The organism is Bradyrhizobium sp. dw_78 (genome assembly GCF_018449525.1).
Taxonomy (GTDB): domain Bacteria; phylum Pseudomonadota; class Alphaproteobacteria; order Rhizobiales; family Xanthobacteraceae; genus Bradyrhizobium.
Map to the genome: position 1 here is coordinate 214,075 of NZ_JAAVUS010000001.1, position 19,880 is coordinate 233,954.

18 protein-coding genes are annotated in these 19,880 nt (G+C 61.7%); 15 read left to right on the forward strand and 3 right to left on the reverse strand.

Annotated features, from left to right (window positions below; translation table 11 throughout):
• Positions 1 to 2: 2 nt before the first annotated feature.
• Positions 3 to 647, forward strand: a complete 645-nt coding sequence (locus HB630_RS00970; RefSeq protein ID WP_213769494.1) for a DJ-1/PfpI family protein — start codon at positions 3 to 5, stop codon at positions 645 to 647.
• A gap of 292 nt (positions 648 to 939) precedes the next feature.
• Here the strand turns inward: HB630_RS00970 and HB630_RS00975 are convergent, their stop codons facing one another.
• The gene (locus HB630_RS00975) at positions 940 to 2,322 is read right to left on the reverse strand and encodes a PLP-dependent aminotransferase family protein (RefSeq protein ID WP_213769495.1); all 1,383 of its coding nucleotides are present in this window, start codon (positions 2,320 to 2,322) and stop codon (positions 940 to 942) included.
• Positions 2,323 to 2,665: 343 nt separating this feature from the next.
• On the opposite strand from HB630_RS00975, the gene HB630_RS00980 reads away from it, so the two are divergent.
• The 13 genes from HB630_RS00980 to HB630_RS01040 all read left to right on the forward strand — a co-directional run bounded on the left by HB630_RS00980 (position 2,666) and on the right by HB630_RS01040 (position 14,063).
• Positions 2,666 to 3,148, forward strand: a complete 483-nt coding sequence (locus tag HB630_RS00980) for an MSMEG_0572/Sll0783 family nitrogen starvation response protein (protein ID WP_213769496.1) — start codon at positions 2,666 to 2,668, stop codon at positions 3,146 to 3,148.
• Positions 3,149 to 3,211: 63 nt separating this feature from the next.
• A complete protein-coding gene (locus HB630_RS00985; protein WP_213769497.1) occupies positions 3,212 to 4,273 on the forward strand; it encodes a Nit6803 family nitrilase in 1,062 nt (353 codons plus the stop codon).
• A complete protein-coding gene (locus HB630_RS00990) occupies positions 4,182 to 5,318 on the forward strand; it encodes an MSMEG_0568 family radical SAM protein (RefSeq protein WP_346656016.1) in 1,137 nt (378 codons plus the stop codon). Before HB630_RS00985 ends, HB630_RS00990 begins: the two co-directional genes overlap by 92 nt.
• Positions 5,315 to 5,863: an MSMEG_0567/Sll0786 family nitrogen starvation N-acetyltransferase gene (locus HB630_RS00995; protein WP_213769498.1), complete on the forward strand. Its 549-nt coding sequence runs from the start codon at positions 5,315 to 5,317 to the stop codon at positions 5,861 to 5,863. Before HB630_RS00990 ends, HB630_RS00995 begins: the two co-directional genes overlap by 4 nt.
• On the forward strand, positions 5,860 to 6,861 hold the full coding sequence (locus tag HB630_RS01000; RefSeq protein ID WP_213769499.1) for a sll0787 family AIR synthase-like protein: 1,002 nt from the start codon (positions 5,860 to 5,862) through the stop codon (positions 6,859 to 6,861). Before HB630_RS00995 ends, HB630_RS01000 begins: the two co-directional genes overlap by 4 nt.
• Positions 6,858 to 8,024 carry an MSMEG_0565 family glycosyltransferase gene (locus HB630_RS01005; RefSeq protein ID WP_213769500.1) on the forward strand — a complete coding sequence of 389 codons (1,167 nt, stop codon included), beginning with the start codon at positions 6,858 to 6,860 and terminating at the stop codon, positions 8,022 to 8,024. Before HB630_RS01000 ends, HB630_RS01005 begins: the two co-directional genes overlap by 4 nt.
• A complete protein-coding gene (locus tag HB630_RS01010; protein ID WP_213769501.1) occupies positions 8,017 to 8,304 on the forward strand; it encodes an MSMEG_0570 family nitrogen starvation response protein in 288 nt (95 codons plus the stop codon). The genes HB630_RS01005 and HB630_RS01010 overlap by 8 nt, the downstream gene beginning before the upstream one ends.
• Before the next feature lie 14 nt (positions 8,305 to 8,318).
• A complete protein-coding gene (locus HB630_RS01015; RefSeq protein WP_213769502.1) occupies positions 8,319 to 9,611 on the forward strand; it encodes an MSMEG_0569 family flavin-dependent oxidoreductase in 1,293 nt (430 codons plus the stop codon).
• A gap of 133 nt (positions 9,612 to 9,744) precedes the next feature.
• Positions 9,745 to 10,542, forward strand: coding sequence for a transporter substrate-binding domain-containing protein (locus HB630_RS01020; RefSeq protein WP_213769503.1), 798 nt, complete (start codon positions 9,745 to 9,747; stop codon positions 10,540 to 10,542).
• Positions 10,543 to 10,812: 270 nt separating this feature from the next.
• Positions 10,813 to 11,865 (forward strand): Dyp-type peroxidase, encoded by a 1,053-nt coding sequence (locus tag HB630_RS01025; protein ID WP_213770663.1) that lies wholly within the window; start codon positions 10,813 to 10,815, stop codon positions 11,863 to 11,865.
• Positions 11,862 to 12,674, forward strand: coding sequence for a family 1 encapsulin nanocompartment shell protein (locus HB630_RS01030; protein WP_213769505.1), 813 nt, complete (start codon positions 11,862 to 11,864; stop codon positions 12,672 to 12,674). Before HB630_RS01025 ends, HB630_RS01030 begins: the two co-directional genes overlap by 4 nt.
• A gap of 77 nt (positions 12,675 to 12,751) precedes the next feature.
• Entirely contained in the window at positions 12,752 to 13,177 is a 426-nt protein-coding gene (locus tag HB630_RS01035; protein WP_213769506.1) for a GFA family protein, read from the forward strand.
• Positions 13,178 to 13,673: 496 nt separating this feature from the next.
• On the forward strand, positions 13,674 to 14,063 hold the full coding sequence (locus tag HB630_RS01040) for a hypothetical protein (protein WP_213769508.1): 390 nt from the start codon (positions 13,674 to 13,676) through the stop codon (positions 14,061 to 14,063).
• A gap of 1,269 nt (positions 14,064 to 15,332) precedes the next feature.
• Here the strand turns inward: HB630_RS01040 and HB630_RS01045 are convergent.
• Positions 15,333 to 16,199: a LysR family transcriptional regulator gene (locus tag HB630_RS01045; protein ID WP_213769509.1), complete on the reverse strand. Its 867-nt coding sequence runs from the start codon at positions 16,197 to 16,199 to the stop codon at positions 15,333 to 15,335.
• A gap of 139 nt (positions 16,200 to 16,338) precedes the next feature.
• Between HB630_RS01045 and HB630_RS01050 the strand changes: the two genes are divergently transcribed.
• Positions 16,339 to 17,238, forward strand: coding sequence for an alpha/beta hydrolase (locus tag HB630_RS01050; protein WP_213769510.1), 900 nt, complete (start codon positions 16,339 to 16,341; stop codon positions 17,236 to 17,238).
• A 232-nt stretch (positions 17,239 to 17,470) separates the two neighbouring features.
• Here the strand turns inward: HB630_RS01050 and HB630_RS01055 are convergent, their stop codons facing one another.
• Positions 17,471 to 19,840 (reverse strand): TonB-dependent siderophore receptor, encoded by a 2,370-nt coding sequence (locus tag HB630_RS01055; protein ID WP_213769511.1) that lies wholly within the window; start codon positions 19,838 to 19,840, stop codon positions 17,471 to 17,473.
• Positions 19,841 to 19,880 lie beyond the last annotated feature (40 nt).

Sequence of the window (19,880 nt, forward strand, 5' to 3'; positions counted from 1 at the left end):
CCATGCTGTTCGGCATCTTCATCTATGACGGTGTCGAGCCGATCGATCTGGCGACGTTCGGCGTGCTCTCGATGGCGCGCCGCATCGCGCCGGAAATCGAGATCTGCACCATCGCGCCGCGGGCGGGCGCGGTCGCGCTCGCCAACGGGCTGCAGGTCACCGCCGATTTCGGGATCGGCGAGGCGCCAGCTTGCGATCTCGTCATCGTCACCGGTGGCCCCGGCTGGTCCGCGCAGGCGGGCGCCACCGAGACGCTCGATTATATCAGGCGCGTTCATGCCTCCGGTCGCATCGCATCGGTCTGCACCGGCGGCATGATCCTGGCGGCGAGCGGCATACTCGACGGCGGCCCCGCGACCACCAAGCGCGAAGTGGTGCCGCCGGAAACATCGCCGCTCGAGGTGATGCGCGCGTCCTATCCGCGGATCGAGGCGCGCGCGGCGATGCTGGTGGACCGCGGCGCGGTCGTCACCGGCGGCGGCGTTTCGCTCTGCATCGACACCACGCTTCATCTGCTGGCGGCCCTGCTCGGCCTGCACGTCGCCGACGAGACCGCGCGGATCATGGAATACCAGCGCGCATGGAAAGCCAATCGCGAAGGCTTTCCGCTCATTCAGAGTGCGATCGAGAAGCCAGATGAGGGTTAAGTTGGATCGTCCGCGCAAGTCTGCTCCCTCTCCCGTGGGGAGAGGGGTAGGGTGAGGGCGTACGGTCTATCGTTGTCCGTAACACCTCACCGAGATCGCATCTCTCGATGCGATCTGACCTCTCCCAATGGGAGAGGTGAAGGAAACGTTCGGATAGGCTGATCTGATTGGTCTAGAGCGGGATGACTTTTTCTTCCGAATCGTCTTCCAGCTCTAACTTTCTGTTTGAGCATGATCTTTTCGGAAAACCGGTTTCCACTTTTCCGGATCATGCTCTAGCAATCATCGCGTACTAAAGAAACGCCGATGCCAGCGCCGGCGCTTCCTCCAGCGCGTGCGTCATATATTCCAGCCCGGCCGCCAGCCGCGGGCGGGTGATCGGGCCGCCGAGACACACGCGCACCGCTTCCGGCGGTGGCCCGGCGGCCGTGAACGCGTCGCTGGCGACGACGCCGATCGCGGTCGAGCGCATATGCTCGACGAAGGCCGCGCGATTCCACAGGCTTGGCAGTTCGAGCCAGATGTTGAAGCTCAGCGGGTCGCTTCGATAAATCCCCTTCGGCAGGATCTCCGAGACCAGCTTCTGCCGCGCGGTGGTCTCGTGGCGGATGAAGCGCAGCAGCGTGTCGGCGGTGCCATCCTCGATCCATCGTGTCACCAGCGCGACCGTGAACGGCGAGGCCATCACGGTCGCGGCGCGCAGCGCCGCCGCGAACGGCCAGGTCGAGCGGGTGTCGGGAGCGACGACGTAAGCGGCGCGAAGCCCGGCGCCGATGCATTTGGCAAGTCCCGCGACATGCCAGGTCTGGTCGGGCGCGATCGAGGCAAAGGGGGCGTGACCGTGGGCCGGGATGAAACCGTAGGCGTCGTCCTCGATCAGCGGCAGCTTGAAGCGGCGCGCCGTCGCCGCGATATCGCGCCGCCGCTGATCGCTGATGGTCAGCGTCGTCGGGTTCTGCAAGGTCGGGTTGAGGTAGAGCGCCTTGGGCTTGATCTTCTTGCAGGCGTCGGCCAGCGCATCGACCTCGATGCCTTCGTCGTCCATCGGCAGCCCGACCAGCTTCAGCCCGAGCTGGGCCGCGATCGACCGGATGCCGGGATAGGTGAGGGCTTCGCACAGCACCGTGTCGCCGGTCTTGGCGAGAATGGTCAGGATCGCGAGCAGCGCCGGATGCGCGCCGGGCGACACGAAGATGCGTTCCTGCGCCGGCACCAGCGCGCGGCGGCCGAGCCAGCTTGAGGCCGCATCCTTGTCGGCCTGGGTGCCGCCGAGCCCCTGGTAGCGCAGCAGCGAGACGATATCGCGCGACACATATTCGACGCCGGCCTGCATGCGTTCGATCAGTTCGGGATCGTCAGGCTCCGGCGGCAGGTTCATCGAAAAATCGACCGGACGCGGCGGCAGCGCCGGCTGGCCGCGGCGCGGCTTCGGCCGGTCGCGAACGAAGGTTCCTTGTCCGACTCTGGATTCGATCAGGCCGCGTTTCTGCGCCTCGACATAGCCGCGGGCGACCGTGGTGAAATCGACGTCGAGGCGTTTGGCGAGCTTGCGCTGCGGCGGCAGCCGGTCGCCGATCGCCAATCGCCCGGCGCCGATATCGTCGGCAATGGCGTCGGCGATGGCGAGGTAACGCGGCTTGTCGCTGGTCGCGATGTCAGGAGTCCAGTCGGCCATAATTTCTCAACATTCGGAGCGTCGATTATTGACTGTATATTGTTGCACACATCGATTTCCAATGCGTCTTTTTACCGAGGTTGTAAAGGCGGCGCCGGCGCGTTTTGACCGGTTCCCTCAGCCGACCGTTGCACACTTGAAATGCAGGCCGCACAAGATTTCTACGCATTTTTTTGCGGCAGGGTTTTCGCTCCCGTCAGAAATCCATTCAAGATTGAATGTGTAATTGAATGTAAATTGACTGTTTTGATGACGGGTTGTGCAAAACATCAATTGGCACGTCCGTTGCAATATTTGCTGGTGCGCCCGGCCAACGCTCCGGGGCCAAAGCAAGGAGTGCAACATGCCAGCCGTCACCAAGCCCGCGCACCAGAAGGGCGATTATCTCGTCGATTACGAGCAGAAGGTTTTCGAAGACATCAAGGCCAAGCCCGGCGAAAAGGCGCTTGTCACCTTTCACACGGTCGCGTTCGAAGGCTCGATCGGTTTCGTCAACATGCTGCAAGCCACGCGCCTGATGCGCAAAGGCTTCGAGACCTCGATCCTGCTTTACGGCCCCGGCGTCACGCTCGGCGTGCAGCGCGGCTTTCCGAAGCTCGGCGACGAAGCCTTTCCCGGCCACCAGAATTTCAACAACACGCTGACCAAGTTCATGACCGAGGGCGGCAAGGTCTATGCGTGCCGCTTCGCGCTGCAGGCGCTGTATGGCCACGGAGAGCCGTCGCTGATCCCCGGCATCACCCCGATCAGTCCGCTCGATGTGCTGGATCTGATGCTGATCCATCGTAACGAAAACGCTTTCATATTGAACACCTGGACTCTCTGAGCTTCCGGACTCTCTGAGGATCTGGACGCCCTGACGGGCAACGCCGGAAAAGACGAGGCGCGCATGGCTGAGAAACCGAAAATCAGGGTCGCCGCGGTGCAGATCGCGCCCGATCTCGATACGCCGACGGGGACGCTTGACCGCGTCCTCGCCGCGACCGCCGAAGCGGCGGGCAAGGGCGCGCGTCTCGTCGTGTTTCCCGAGACCTTCGTGCCCTGGTATCCGTACTTCTCGTTCATCCGTCCGCCGATGCTCTCCGGCGCCGAGCATATCGATCTCTACGACAACGCAGTCGCCGTCCCCGGTCCGGTCACGGAAGCGGTGGCGGCGGCGGCGCGGCGGCACAACATCGTGGTCGTGCTCGGCGTCAACGAGCGCGACCACGGTACGCTCTACAATGCGCAACTGATTTTCAACGCCGACGGCGGTCTTGTTCTCAAGCGCCGCAAGATCACGCCGACATTCCATGAGCGCATGATCTGGGGGCAGGGCGACGGCTCCGGGCTGAAGGTCGTCGATACATCGGTGGGGCGGATCGGCGCGCTGGCCTGCTGGGAGCATTACAATCCGCTCGCCCGCTACGCGCTGATGGCGCAGCACGAGGAAATCCACGTCGCGCAGTTTCCGGGCTCGCTGGTCGGGCAGATCTTCGCCGACCAGATCGAGGTGACGATCCGGCATCACGCGCTGGAAAGTGGCTGTTTCGTCGTCAATGCCACCGGTTGGCTGACCGAGGAGCAGATCGCCAAGATCTCGCCCGAGGAAGGCCCGCGCCGCGGCCTTCGCGGCGGCTGCATGACGGCGATCATCTCGCCGGAAGGCAACCACATCGTTCCGCCGCTGATTTCGGGCGAAGGCATTCTGCTCGCCGATCTCGACATGGCGCTGATCGTCAAGCGCAAGCGGATGATGGATTCGGTCGGCCATTATGCGAGGCCCGAACTGCTGTCGCTGCTGTGGGACGACCGCGCCACTGCGCCGATGCACCTATCGCACCCGATACCGTCTTTCTCCACCTCAGGAGGATATTCCGATGAAACCGATCCTGGCTTCCGAGCAACCGAGGCCGATGCCGACCGAGCAGCTGATCAACGAGTTGCAGTCGTTCGGGGTTCGTCTCGTTGATCCCAAGGCCGGCGGCGACAGCCGCCGCGGCGGGGCCGGTCCTTCCGATCACATGCCGATGACGATCGGCGGCGCGACGGTGATGATCCCGGTGCATAACGCGCCGGCGTTCGAGAGCCCCTATGTCGTCGACAGGCCCGACGGGCTTGGCCACAGCCGGGTCAGCCGCGACGGCGCCGTGATCGGCGAGGTGAAATTCCAGCTGCGGCCGCGCTTCTACGAGCGCTCGACCACCGATGGCATTCCCTATTCCAAGATCGCCACGCTGCATGGCCGCGACGTGCTGGCGACGACGATCCTGCAGACCTGCATCCGCTACCAGAGCCGGACTAAGACGTGCCAGTTCTGCGCCATCGGCCAGTCGCTCGCCGCCGGCCGCACCATCGAGCGCAAGACACCCGAACAGCTCGGCGAGGTCGCAAAAGCCGCCGTCGAACTCGACGGCGTCACGCATATGGTGATGACGACCGGCACGCCGCCCGGCCGCGACCGCGGCGCCAGGATCCTGTGCGAGAGTGCGATCGGCGTCAAAGCCGCGGTCGATCTCCCGATCCAGGGCCAATGCGAGCCGCCCGACGACGACATCTGGTTCACGCGGATGCGCGAGGCCGGCATCGATACGCTCGGCATGCATCTGGAAGCGGTCACCGAACAAGTCCGCGCCCGCATCATGCCGGGCAAGGCGCAGGTGTCGGTCGAACGCTATTTCAGCGCGTTTGAGGCCGCGGTGCCGGTGTTCGGCCGCGGCCAGGTCTCGACCTATATTCTCGCTGGCCTCGGCGACAGCAGCGAAGAGATTCTTGGCGTTTGCGCGCGGCTGGTCGCTGTCGGCGTCTATCCCTTCGTGGTGCCGTTCGTGCCGATCTCGGGCACGCCGCTGGAGAGCCATCCGACGCCACCGCCGTCCTTCATGCACGGCATCCTCGCGCCGCTCGCCGACATGCTGGTCAAGGCCGGCCTGCAATCGAGCCAGATCAAGGCCGGCTGCGGCAAATGCGGCGCGTGCTCGGCGTTATCGAGCTACGAGAGAAGGATCGGCGCATGATCTTCGAACCCTACAAGCCGTTTCTGGCCAGCGCCTATCAGATCAAGTTCGCCACGGAAGCCTGGGAAAAGCGCGGCGCCGCGGCGCTGCGGCGCCAGGTGTTCTGCACCGAGCAGGGGTTGTTCGAGGCTGACGACCGTGACGCCATCGATGACACGGCGATTTCGATCGTCGCGATTTCACTGTTCGGCATCGCGCCCGACGCGGTGGTCGGCACGGTCCGCATCCATCGACAGCCCGAGGATCCCGGTATCTGGTGGGGTTCGCGGCTGGCGGTTTCAGCGCAATATCGCCGGCTGGGCGCGGTCGGCAGCGGGCTTATTCGCCTGGCGGTCGCCTCGGCCCATGCGCGCGGCTGCCATACCTTCCTCGGCAACATCCAGAGCCAGAATGCCGATCTCTTTCACCGCATGCATTGGAGCACGCTGGATGAGATCGAGTTGCACGGCAAGCCGCATCACCGGATGCAGGCGGACCTGGATTTCTACCCGCCGTTCGCCGAGCCCGAGATCGGGTTCCTCTCGCTGCCGAAGCTGGCCGCATGATGCCCGGCCAGTTCGCCATAACCGCGCTTGCCGAGCGGCTGCGCCGCTCCGGCGGCATCGCGGCCAAGGGCGATATCGCGCTGGTCGCCACATCGCTGGGGCTGTCCGGCGATGATGTCATTGCCGTCGGCGATGATTGCGCCGCGATCCCCGACGGTGATGGCTACCTGCTGTTCGCCATCGAAGGCTTCATGAACGAATTCGTCGCCGGCGATCCCTGGTTCGCCGGCTGGTGCGGGGCGATGGTCAATATCTCCGACATCGCCGCGATGGGCGGGCGGCCGATCGCCATCGTTAACGCGATCTGGGCCAATGGCGAAGCCAATGCCGCGCCGGTGCTGAAGGGATTGAAAGAGGCGGCGAAGGCCTACCATGTTCCGGTCGTCGGCGGCCACACCAACATCCGGACCGATCGCGGCCAATTGTCGGTCGCGATCCTTGGCCGCGCTAAAAAATTGCTGACCAGTTTCGACGCCGAGCCCGGCGATGAATTGATCGCCGCGGTCGATCTGCGCGGCCGCTACCGCGAGCCGTTCTCGAACTGGGAAGCCGCGACCGAAGCGCCGCCGGCACGGCTGCGCGGCGATCTTGAACTCTTGCCCATGATCGCCGAAGCCGCACTTTGCCGCGCCGCCAAGGACATCAGCCAGGGCGGCATCGTTGGCACCGCCGCGATGCTGGCCGAGTGCTCCGGCGTCGCCATCGATATCGACCTGCGTTCGATTCCGAAGCCGGCCGGCGCGCCGCTGGAACGTTGGCTGCTCACCTTCCCGAGCTTCGGCTATCTGCTGTCGGTGAAACCGGGGAATGCTGCCGAGACGATCGCGTGTTTCGCGGGCCGCGGCATTGCGGCGGCGAGGATCGGAGCCGTCTCGCGCGGCAGCCGGGTCAGCATCGGTGACGGAACCTCGAGCGAGACGATCTGGGATTTTGCGCAGAAGCCGCTGATCGGCGCCGGCCGGAGCAGGACACCGTCGACGATGGAGGCGGTTGCATGATCGGGAACGTCCGGCCGTTGCGGATTGCCATCCTCGCGCATTCGACCAATCCGCGCGGCGGCGTGGTGCATGCGATCGAACTCGCCGACGCGCTGGCGCGGCTCGGCCACGAGGCGGTGGTGCATGCGCCGGATCCGAACGGCAAGGGGCTTTTCCGCGCGCCGTCGTCGCCCGCGGTGATGGTGATGGCTTCGCCTGCGGCCAAGGATGTCGCCGAGATGGTGCGGGTCCGGATCGACGATTATGTCCGGCATTTCGAGACGCGCGCCAACCGGCGCTTCGACGTGTTCCACGCGCAGGATTCGATTTCCGGCAATGCGCTGGCGGTGTTGAAGCAGCGCAGGCTGATCGGAGGCTTCGCGCGCACCGTCCATCATATCGACAGTTTTGCCGATCCGCGCCTCGTCGACTGGCAGACGCGCTCGATTGCGGCGGCCGACGAACTGCTCGTCGTCAGCGCGCTGTGGCGGACGCAGATCATGTCGGCGTTCGACCGGCCGTCGGTCGTCATCGGAAACGGCGTCGATACCGAACGTTTTAGCAGCGCGCCGCGCGCCATCGACCAGGAAGTGCGGGTGAGATACGGCCTCAACGGCAGCCGGATTCTGCTCGCGGTCGGCGGCATCGAGGCGCGCAAGAACAGCGTCCGGATCCTGCAAGCGTTCGAGCAGGTGCTGAACGTGTACCGCGACGCCCAGCTGGTGATCGCCGGCGGCGCCTCGTTGCTCGATCATGTCTCCTATCGCCGGCAGTTCGACACGTTGCTCTCCGCCAATGATGTGCTCGACCGCGCCGTGCGCTATCTCGGTCCGGTTCCGGATTCGGACATGCCCTCGCTCTACCGATTGGCGGACGCGCTGATCTTTCCATCGGTGAAGGAAGGGTTCGGCTTGGCCGTTCTGGAAGCGATGGCGAGCGGCACCCCGGTGGTGACGTCGCGGATCGCGCCGTTCACCGAATATCTTCACGAGAACGATGTGGTCTGGTGCGATCCGTTGAACGTCGCCTCGATCGCCAATGCGGCCGCGACCGTCCTGACCGAACCGTTGCATGCGAGGCTGGCCCAGCGTGGCGTGCTGGTGGCGCGGCAGTACGACTGGAGCAACACCGCGCGCGCCCATCTGCCGGTCTATGAACGGCTCGCGGAGCTGCAACATGCCTGAGATGCTGTTCCACATCCGCTGGCCGGATGGCACCACCGAGCAATGCTATTCGCCGTCGCTGGTCATTAAGGATCATCTGGCGGTCGGCGCGACCTACGATGTCGCCGAATTCATGCGGCGCAGCCGTCTGGCGCTGACGATCGCCAGCGATCGCGTGCGCGAGAAATACGGCTTTGCCTGCTCGCGCGCGATGGCCCAGCTCGCCAGGCTCGAAAGCTCCGCCCGGCGTTTCGATGCCGCGCCGGCCGCAGGCGTTACCGTTACATCCTTTGAGGAATGACAAGGAGAACAACAATGACAACAGCCTCGATTCCCTCTCACGCCAGCGTCGTCGTGATCGGCGGCGGCCAGGCCGGCCTTGCCATGAGCTATCACCTGAAAGAGCGCGGCATCGATCACGTCATCCTCGAGAAGAACCAAATCGCGCATTCCTGGAAGACGCAGCGCTGGGACGCGTTCTGCCTGGTGACGCCGAACTGGCAATGCCAGCTTCCCGGCTATCCCTATCAGGGCAGCGACCCCAAGGGCTTCATGCTGCGCGACGAGATCATCGACTATGTCGAGGGCTACGCCAAACACATCTCGGCCCCGGTCAGCGAAGGCGTTGCGGTGACGCGTTTGACGCGAGGCGCGGGCGGCGGTTTTGTTCTCGAGACCAGCGCGGGCGGGATCACGGCGGATACGGTCGTGCTCGCCGTCAGCGGCTATCATGTGCCGAACGTGCCGCTGATGGCGCAGCGGCTGGATGGTTCGGTGATGCAATTGCATTCGTCGGCCTACCGGAATCCGGATGCGTTGCCGCCGGGCGAGGTGCTGGTGATCGGCAGCGGCCAGTCCGGCTGCCAGATCGCCGAGGATCTGCATCTGGCGGGCCGCAAGGTGCATCTGGCGGTCGGCAGCGCGCCGCGCTGCCCGCGGGTCTATCGCGGCCGCGACGCGGTGGAATGGCTGGATGATCTCGGCCAGTACGATCTGCCGGTCGATCAGCACAGTTTGAAAGAGAAGGTGCGCAAGAACGCCAACCATTATCTGACCGGCCGTGACGGCGGCCGCGATATCGACCTGCGCAAATTCGCGCTCGAAGGCATGACGCTTTACGGGCGCCTGAACGAGATCCGGAATGGCCGGCTCGAATTCGCCGATGACCTTGCGAAGAATCTCGACAACGCCGATCGCGTCTATAACGGCATCTGCGGCCTGATCGACGACTACATCGCGCGCAACAACATCGACGCGCCGGCATCGCCGCATTACGAGCCGGTCTGGCAGCCGGCCAATCCCGCGGCGTCGCTCGATCCGGTCAAGGCCGGCATCAGCACGGTGATCTGGACCACCGGTTTCCGCTCCGACTGGTCGTGGGTCGAATTGCCGATCTTTGACGGCGCCGGCTATCCGACCCATCGGCGCGGCGTCACCTCGATGGAGGGCGTCTATGTGCTGGGCCTGCCCTGGCTCTATACGTGGGGTTCGGGGCGCTTCGTCGGCGTCGGCCGCGATGCCGAATTCGTCGCGAAACACATCGCGGCGAGTAGGGTTTTATCGCAAGCCGCGGCGCCGTCCGCCCAGCCGGTCTTTAACGCGGCGTGATCCGGTGCGGCCTTTGCATCGCGGCGAATTTATTGGCCCGGCCCGGTAATTTGGGTTTCAACCTCTTCGCCAATCGACCACAATAGAAGGCGAAGGCTCGAACAAGATAACGAGCCGATGGGTGGAGAAACCGATGCTTGTTCGATCCGCGCTTTCTATCGCCGGTCTCGTTGTGGCGGTCTCGATGATGATGGCGCCGGTGAGCGCCGAAAGCCTGAAGGATGAAATCGCGCCGACCGGCAAGCTGCGGGTGGCGATTGCGATCAGCCCGGCCGGCGGCGCGTTCTGGTCCACGAGGACCGAAAGCGGCGGCTATGCCGGCGTTCCGGTCGATCTCGGCAAGGAGATGGCGGCGCAGCTCGGCGTACCCGTCGATTATGTCGTCTATCAGAACTCCGGCCAGATCACCGACGCCGCCTCGAAGGGGGCTTGGGATGTGGCTTTCCTGCCCGAGGATCCTGAGCGCGCGACGAAGATGTCGTTCGGGCCGGTCTATGAGGTCGCCGATGCGACCTACATCGTGAAGGCGGGCTCATCGATCAGTGATTTCAAGTCGCTCGACCAGCCCGGCGTCAAGGTCGCGGCGGTCAGCAACACCACCACCATGCGCGGCGCGGTCGCGCATCTGAAGAACGCCAGTGTCACGGGCTATCAGACCTATGACGAGGTCTTCAATGTCCTGAAGGACGGCGAGGTCGATGCCTTCGCGCTGTCGCGCGACCAGCTCAATGCGCTCGCCAAGAAAATTCCGGGAACGCGGGTGCTGGATGAAACCTTCAAACAGACCATCACCGCGGTCGCGGTGCCGCTCGATCATCCGCAATCGCTGGCCTTCGCCGCCAAATTCATGACCGAGGCGCTGTCGAACGGCACCGTGCGCCGGGCCTACGACAATAACGGCCTGAAGGACGCGCCGGTGCGGACGAAGTAGTCGCAATAATATTCCGCGGACATGCGTTCGTCATTTCGGGCGGCCCGCGCATCGCTCCCACCCGGCAGCGGGTAACGTTCCCGTATTTGAACTCGGACCGGACTGCCGATAGAGTGTCGCGGCACCGTCGGCCTCAAACCGGTGGTGGTGAGAGGCGGCACCCGGCCGCAAGGTTGGTTCGTGAGTAATCCGGCATAAATCAGGCACATGACGAATGGTTTCTTTTAACGGGGTTCGACCAGCGGACTCGGTCCAATGACCGCGTCCGGCATGCCATCCAATCTGCCGCCTGTTGCTCAGCTGGTGGTTCAGGATCTGACCCGTGCCGCGATCTTTCTGGTCGTCACGATCAACCCTGGCACGGCCCATCGGGCGGCGATCCGGTCGTTTTGCGGCGACCTACCGGCGCTGGTGCGCGCGGTCGGCTTCCGCGACATCGAGGGAAACCTCTCCTGCGTGATGGGGTTCGGATCCGACGCCTGGGACCGGCTCTTTGGCCAGCCGCGGCCGGCAGAACTGCATCCCTTTCGGGAAATCAAGGCCGGCTCGCGTCACGCCGTGGCGACACCCGGCGATCTCTTGTTTCACATTCGCGCCAAACGCATGGACCTCTGTTTCGAGCTGGAGACGCAGATCATGGCCCGGCTTGGCGAAGCCGTTGCGCCGGTCGAGGAAGTACACGGCTTTCGCTATTTCGACGACCGCGACCTGATGGGCTTTGTCGACGGAACGGAAAACCCGACGGGGCAGGCTGCGATTGATGCCGCCTATGTAGGGGCCGAAGATTCCGTCTTTGCCGGTGGCACCTATGTGATCGTGCAAAAATACCTGCACGATATGGCGGGCTGGAACGCACTGTCCACGGAAACCCAGGAGCGCATCGTCGGCCGCACCAAGCTTTCGGACATCGAACTCGATGACGCCGTGAAGCCGGCTTACGCCCACAACGCGCTCGCCAAGGTCGTGGTGGATGGCAAGGAAATCAAGATCATCCGCGACAACATGCCGTTCGGCCGCGCGGCCGAGAAGGAGTTCGGCACCTATTTCATCGGTTACGCGCGTTCGCCGCGAACGACCGAGCAGATGCTCGAAAACATGTTCGTCGGCCAGCCCCCCGGCAACTATGATCGTTTGCTCGATTTCAGCGTCGCCAAAACCGGCAATCTGTTCTTCGTGCCGTCCGCGACTTTCCTGGAAAATATCCCGGACGGCGATCCGGTTACGGCACTTTCGGACAAGCCCGACATTCCAGAGCCGCAGCCGGCACCGAAACGCCGGGGTTCGCTCGCCATTGGTTCGCTTAAAGGAGATCCTGCCTCATGAATAACCTGCACCGCGAGCTCGCCCCGATATCCGACGCGGCCTGGTCGGAGATCGAGGAAGAAACCTCACGCACCATCAAGCGCTACCTGGCCGGGCGCCGGGTCGTCGATGTGCAGGGGCCGGGAGGAATTGCTCTGTCCGCCGTCGGCACCGGCCATTTGCGCAATGTCGCGGCGCCGGGAAACGGAATCCTGGCGCGACAGCGTGAGGTCAAGCCGCTGGTCGAACTCCGCGTACCCTTCGAACTCGATCGCCAGCAGATCGATGATGTCGAGCGCGGCGCCAACGATTCGGATTGGCAGCCCGCCAAGGACGCCGCACGGCTTTTGGCCTTTGCGGAGGACCGGGCGATCTTCGAGGGCTACGCCGCCGCGGGCATCGGCGGCATCCGCGAGGGCACCAGCAATCCGATCCTGACGCTGCCGCCCGATGTGCGCGCCTATCCGGATGTCATCGCCCAGGCGCTGGCCAAATTGCGGCTCGAGGGTGTCAACGGTCCCTATTCGGTGTTGCTGGGCGCCGATGCCTACACGGCTTTGAGCGAGACCAGCGATCACGGCTATCCCGTCCTGCAGCACATCAAGGCCCTCGTGGACGGCGAAATCATCTGGGCGCCGGCGATCAACGACGCCTATGTGCTGACGACGCGCGGCGGCGATTTCGGGTTTTACCTCGGAGAGGATGTATCGATCGGCTATCTGAGCCATGACGATAAAACCGTCCGCCTCTATCTTCAGGAGACATTTACGTTCCTGCTGCTGACGACGGAGGCCTCCGTTGCGGTGACGGCCAGCAGCAAAGCCAAATAAGAATACATTCGTATTGAGATCGGTCTCGGCCGCCAGGACCGGGCGTGGAAGTGATCCGGACAGGAGACACAGGCAACATGGTGGACGACACGAACGTTCGGGCTGGCCGGTGCCATTGCGGTGCGGTGCGTTTCGAGGTGACGCTCAGCGACGGCTTCAATTCGATCCGCCGCTGCACTTGCTCTTACTGCCGAATGCGAGGCGCCGTCGTTGTCATGGCGGAAATGGGTGGGATCAAGATCCTGCAAGGCGAGGATGCGTTAACAAGCTACCGCTTCCATACCGGATCGGTGCAGCACTTCTTCTGTTCTCGCTGCGGAATATACACACATCATCAACGACGATCTGACCAGAATCTGTATGCCGTGAACGTGGCTTGCCTGGACGGGGTGAGCCCGTTCGATTTCTCCGAGGTGCCTGTCATGGATGGTGTCAATCATACGAACGACACCGGCAGGCCAACGCGTCGCGCCGGCACACTCCGCTTCATCCCGGCTAACTGACTATCGCCGTCAGCGGACGACTGCTCGGTCCGTGGGATGGATTGAGCTCTTGCGAAACCCATCACCTTTCCGCGATCTTGCGGCCATTCGCCGAAATGGACGCCGGTGAAGAAGAAACTGCCCCCGGGGCAATGAAGTTACGAGGATAGCCGGTCATGCGGAAATGTTGGCATGATCACGATGGCACGCCGGGTGATGGGTATCGCTGCGCTCCACCCATCCTATAGGCTGCCAATAACAGAAAAGCCAAATCCTGATTTCCGCTTTTGGCGCTTTTCGGACTCTGCAACTGACGCCCGGCGATGTCCGTTCATCGAGTGCAGCGAATACAGTTTAGGACCGCGCGGAGCTCCGCTACTGGATCCGAGAAGATATTCGGTCGGTATCCGCTACGTAGAGTAATAGATTGTTGACCTCGTTCTTACGGCGTCGGAGACACTATCACTAGTTGCGCTATATTGGCCAGACATTCAACCACAGATAGCGTGTGCTATAAATGACCGAAAGCTTCCAAGAGCCTTTCTTAAGGCGCATGCTTTTGAAAACGAAGCCAGTGCCTTACCCAATCTGGATGGCTGTACTGGGCGCGATTACTATTTCGGTCGCAATGGTCCCCGGTATCTTGGTTTATCGTCCCTCAGTCACCGTGGTGGTGAAGATCGTCCTTCTGTTCGGCCTATGCCTTGGCGGCCTAATGGGGCTCTTTGTTGTTCAACAGATGAATCTTCCTTGGCTCGCTACATTCGGTGAAGTCATCGAGAAAGACAGCAAGCCGGTTCCGAAAGAAAATAAACAGAAAAAACGAACGCTAGTTACGGTGGTCTTCGCAGTCCTGGTCGTTGTTATACCCCTGCTGCTGGGGTACTGCGTGGGCGCGTTGCGCTAAGATACGGCCTTTAATCCACCTCGGTGATTTGCCGCGAAGAAGTGATTTTGGCGCCTTCCGACATGACGTTCCCGCTTGTTGCCTGTCCCCCTGATGCAGTGAGAAAATTGGTAAGACAATAGTTGAAATAGACTCCTCCGCTGAGGAGGTCTCCGTTCGAACGACAAGTCTTACTTTTTCGGCTATGCTCCTTCTATTCGTGAGATGAAGTAAATCACCCCCCAAGCTCGCCGGGTTATATTCCAAACGAGAAAACTGCAGGAAAAAACCAGCGACATGAGCATTCGACCAGAGCCCACCCAGTCCGATCCGCTCTGCCGCGCCATCGCCCCCCTTATTGGCTTGCCAGCTTGGCTCGTTCGGCGTGGTCATGGGAGTTTTCTGACGCTTGAGTTTGGGGCACCCCACCTAGAAATCCGAGAGCCAAAAGCCGTAACGCCGGGCGGGGACGAGAAGGTTGCAGCATGCCTCCAGCGCAGGACGGTTACGCCACTGGGGGAGTGGCATCTTTGGATTTATTGCTGTCACTGGCGTGTGGTCTCTGGCCGGAAAGAGATCGCCTGCAGCGAGGCCCCCGACAGAGATATCGCTGCGGCGGCCAAAGAACTCGATGGACAAATGCTGACGGTCGCCGAGGCCGACCCGGCTCAAGGAACGTCGGTTTTCGAGTTCGAACATGGGGCCGCGACCCTCCAGACGCGGCCTTATGGCACAGGCGGCGATACCCAGTGGATGCTCTACATGCGGTCCGGCGATGTTTTCAGCTACCGCGAAGACGGATCGTATAGTTTGGGACCGGCGAGCCAACCTCCAGACGAGCGGGTTTGGCGGCTCCTACGGTCAAACACGACTGTCTGAAACGCCCAAGCTTACGGCACGCTCCAACGGCGCGTCCACATACGACCCTTTTTGGACCTCACGTGATCTCCGACTTCAGTCCGGAATGCGTACCGAAGCGGACGTTCGCCGGCAGCTCTAAATTCAAGAGTTCACGTCCCAGGCCGGCTCCGCCCGCTGATTTGGGTCTCGTCCAGCTGTAGGGCGGATGACGCTTCGCTAATTCGCCCTACGAGCTTAACCCTTCACCCGGCTCGCATCTGATGATGCAAGTTCACCTCTCCCACCCAACTCGGGTAACCTGAGTTGGGCATTTCATATTGTCGAAGTCGGATAGATCCGACTTCGATGGGAGAGGTGAACTTCCGATGCCAGCCACTTTCAACCCAAACTCATCACGCTGTAGGCGATGGTCCCGGCCAATATCCCGGATCATGCGCCTGGCAGGGGCATGCTCTCCGCCACTTGCGCCGCGATAAACTCCAGCACGGCTCGCACCGCCGGCACACGGCGAAGATCGGCGTGGACGATGAGATAGATATCGCGCGCCGCCCGTTTCAGATCGACGGAGAGGGCCGCGAGTCCCGGATCCCGAGACGCAACGAAACACGGCAAGGCGGCGATGCCGACGCCGGCCCTGGCCGCGGCAATTTGGGAAGCCAGATCGTTGGCGCGCAACACGATCGGCCGGTCGCCGGCAAAATCGCGCAGCCAAGCCTGTTCCAGCGCCTGATCCATCGAGGCGTCGTAGGCGATGAACTCCCATTCGGCCTGGGGTTTGTCCTCATAGCCGGGGGCTGCATAAAGCCAGAACTCCATTGTGCCGATCTTGCGCGCAACGCTGCTGGCTTCGCGCGGCCGGCTGATCCGCACGGCGAGGTCGGCCTCCTGCTGGCTTAACGAGGCCACCGCCTTATCGCCAAGCAGGGTAAGGTGCAGGTTCGGATAGAGCCGGCGCAGAACGCCGAGCCTTGGTGCAAGGAACTGGCTGGCAAACAGCGGAGGCGCACTGACCGTCACCATGCCCGACAGGGGCACATGTTGCGCCCTCACGGCGCGCTCCAGACCGTGGGCCTGACCCTGCATCCCCTGAGCAAGCTCGGCGACGCGACGGCCCGATTCCGTCAGCACCCAGCGTTTCGGCAACCGCTCGATCAGCGGGCTGCCAAGCGCCTGCTCCAGAGCGGCAACCCGCCGGCCGACGGTGGCGTGATCCACTTTCAAAGCCCGCGCGGCGCTCGACAAAGTTCCCGACTCGGCCAAGGCAATGAAGTGCCGCATGTCTTCCCAGTCGAACATATGCGCATTTTCTCACAAGGGCTGTGAAAGGATACCGCATTTTCCTTCTGGAAGTCGAAGCCATGTTCAGTTGGCAAACCCGAGCCATCTCGCGTCATGTCCGTGCGGGCATGGCGCGCTCACAAAGTGGAGCATTGTCATGTCGACAGTCGAAAACCTGGTGACCAAGACCCGCCGCGACCTGCCGGTCGCCAACGCCGTCGCTGGCCGGTTGACCGCGAACAGCATCACCGTCCGGGACGGCGTCGTTCTCTATTACAAGGATTGGGGCGCCGGCCCAGCCGTTGTCCTGAGCCACGGCTATCCGTTGTCATCGGATGCCTGGGAATATCAGATGATGTTCCTGCTGCGGCATGGCTATCGCGTGATCGCGCATGACCGGCGTGGCTTCGGGCGTTCCAGCCAACCTGGCCGCGGCTACGACTACGACACCTTCGCCGATGATCTGGCGGAGCTGATGGACACGCTCGACCTGAAGGAAGCTACCCTTGTCGGCCATTCAATGGGCGGTGGCGAAGTTGCCCGCTACATCGCGCGGCATGGCGAGAAGCGAATTGCAAAGGTCGCGTTGGTCGGCTCCGTCACCCCGTTTCTCCTGAAAACCGCAACCAATCCCGATGGCGCGCCGATTGAAGTGTTCGACGGCATGCGCGCCGCCGTACAGGCCGACCGTTCGCAGTGGAACAAGGACGTGACGATGCCCTATTACAACTACAACCGTCCCGGCGCCGCGGTTTCCGAGGGCGTGCGCGACGAATACTGGCGTCAGGGCATGGCGACCGGAATCCTGGCCGCATACGAGGCCATCGGGGCCTTTTCGGCAACGGATTTCAGGCAAGACCTCGGCAAGATTAGCGTGCCGACATTGGTTGTCCACGGCAGCGACGACCAGATCGTCCCGGTCGAAATTTCCGGAAACCTGACGGCGAAGATCGTGAAGAACGCAGAACTCATCGTTTACGAGGGCGGCTCGCACGGCCTGCTGATCACGCAGAAAGACCGGCTGAACGCCGATCTGCTGGCGTTCATCAGGTCGTAGTTCGTGGGATAGGCTGAGCCCTTGCGAAACGATCGCCTTGCCGCGTTCGCCGAAATGGCCGCCGGTGAAGAAGACGCTGTCTCCGGGCAATGACGTTACGAGGATCTTCGGTCATGCGGAGATGTCGGCATGATCGCGATGGCCCGGCGAGGTGATGGGTATCGCTGCGCACCAGCCATCCTGCGGGCTGGCTGGTGCTCAGCGATTTCCGTTCATCTGCATTGCCGCTATTTCACCAAGCGTATCGCAGGTTCGCTAGGATGGTTCTCCTGAACCCGTAATAGCAATTGATACCGCTGGTGCATGATGAGACGTAGATTTTGTCGAACAGATTTGTTGCATTGAGCGAAACCCGCCAGTGCTTGTCGAAATCATACCGCACCGCTGCATCGAACAGGGTGGCCGACGGCACGATCGACGGCGTGTTGAGAAAACCCGGAACGCCCCAGACGTTCGTGGCAGTGCCATAAGTTTCGCCGACATACCGCACGCCGCCGCTCAGTCCAAGGCCGGTCAGCTTCCCTTCGTTGAAGGTATAATTGACCCATAGTGAAGCGCTGTCGGCCGGTACGCCGACTGGAACTTTTCCAACCGTGTCAGTCGTGGGGTTTGCCGCTGTCACGACGTTTTCAAGATGAGTGTAAGCAGCAATCATGCTCAAACTTTTCGTGACATTGGCATGGAGTTCCAGCTCAGCGCCGCGCGAACGGATCTCGCCGGTCTGAACGCTGTATCCGGCAAAGTTCGGATCGGGAGTCAGCACGTTTTGTTGGGTCAAATTGAAAATTGAAGCCGTGACAAAACTGTCGAGGCCAACCGGCTGAAACTTCACGCCAGCTTCGTACTGCTGTCCTGTGGTTGGAGCAAACTGTGTTGCAGCATGCGACAAGCCGATCTGCGGTTGAAACGATGTCGAATAGCTCACGTAGGGCGCGATTCCGTTGTCAAAGTTATGTATTAATCCAGTGCGCCAAGTGAAAGCGTGATCGTCCTGGCTGCTATTGGTTTTTGCGACCATATCGTTAGAAGCGCTGCTCAGCGCATCGTAACGGCCTCCGATCACGAAGGTCGTCTGATTCCATTTCATCTGATCCTGAACGTAACCCCCGACCTGATCAGATCTTGTCACGGGAGCGTTCTGTATCGGTGGGACGGTGATGGCCTGCCCATATACTGGGCTGAACATATTGATAGAGGGTTCGGCGCCCAACCCAAGTGCAAGGCTGTTACCCGTGGTTTCGTGGATGTCCAGGTTGAGATAATCAATTCCCGCGACGACCTTGTGCTGGATCGGACCGATCCCAAAATCCAGCTGAGCCTGATTGTCGGTCTGGAAGGCCTTCCGATTAATATTGTCCAGATATGCATAGCGAAGGACCGTGCTCTGGTCTGCCGATAGAGCAAGATTGCTGCCCGGAACATACAGGTGTTGCTCTTCCATGGTGTTCTCTGAATACCGGACGTTCTGCCGGATGGTCAGCACCTGATCAAATTTATGCTCGAAGGAATAGCCGACCGAAGTCTGCTCACGTTTCCACGTATTATAGTTGGGGTCGCCAACGAAGAAATTGGTCGGTATTTGACCGTGGGGGTTCGGTAACACCGTGCCGAGCGAGGGCAATCCGGCATAAATTCCCAATCCTGGATCATTAATGTAGTTCGCCAGAACGGTGAAACTCGTCGACGCATCCGGTCGCCAGGTAATGGCAGGAGCTATGCCGATGCGTTGATCTTTGGTGTAATCCATCTGCGTGTTATCGGTGAGGCCGATGCCGGTGAGGCGGTAGAGTAGCTGTCCGTCCTTGTCGAGTACGCCTCCCAAATCGAACGATGTCTGCAGGCGATCAAATGTTCCGCCACCGAAGTTTATTTCGTTAATCGGCTTGTCGGTCGGCAACTTACTGGCAAGGTCGACAAGGCCTCCGGGACTGGATTGGCCATAGAGCACTGAAGCGGGGCCATGAACGATTTCGGCACGCTCCAGAAAATAAGGATCGGTTGAGCTAAACGGCGGTAGCTTTAATCCATCAAGATAAATGTCCGGCGCGAAGCCCCGTATCTTCATATATTGATCGGTATAGTGGGCAGCCGTGCCAAACGGCTCGGGCACGACGCCAGACGAATACCGAAATGCCTCATTCACGGTCTGCGGCTGCTGATCATCAAGCTGCTGACGTGTTACGACTGAGATGGCCTGCGGAGTTTCGAGCAGTGGCGTATCTGTCTTCGTTCCAGCGACGCTTCTCGTGGCAACGTACCCCGAAACCGCGCTGTTAGCCCGTTGGGCGGAAGATGGCGATGGAGCGGGAGCTGGTGCGACGGGAAGACTATGCTGCTGCTCTCGCTGTCGGTTCATATTGGCGGCGCGCCGTGACTGCGAATGCGCAGCTGGTGCCGGTATCAGCCTTTTCTGCGCAGAAGGCGCCTCTACGGTAACCGGCGGCAGAGCCGACTGTGCATTCGCGCGAAGATATGGATTGCACGAAAGAGAGAGATAACTCACCAGGCTGAGATTTACGCAACGAAACGATTTCTTTCCCCAGAACACAAACACCCCCAAACAAATTCGTTCTGCCTCTGTCACTCGCGGGATGGCGTTCACTTCACCATCACGGATTTAGAGCCGATTGAATTCGCTCTCG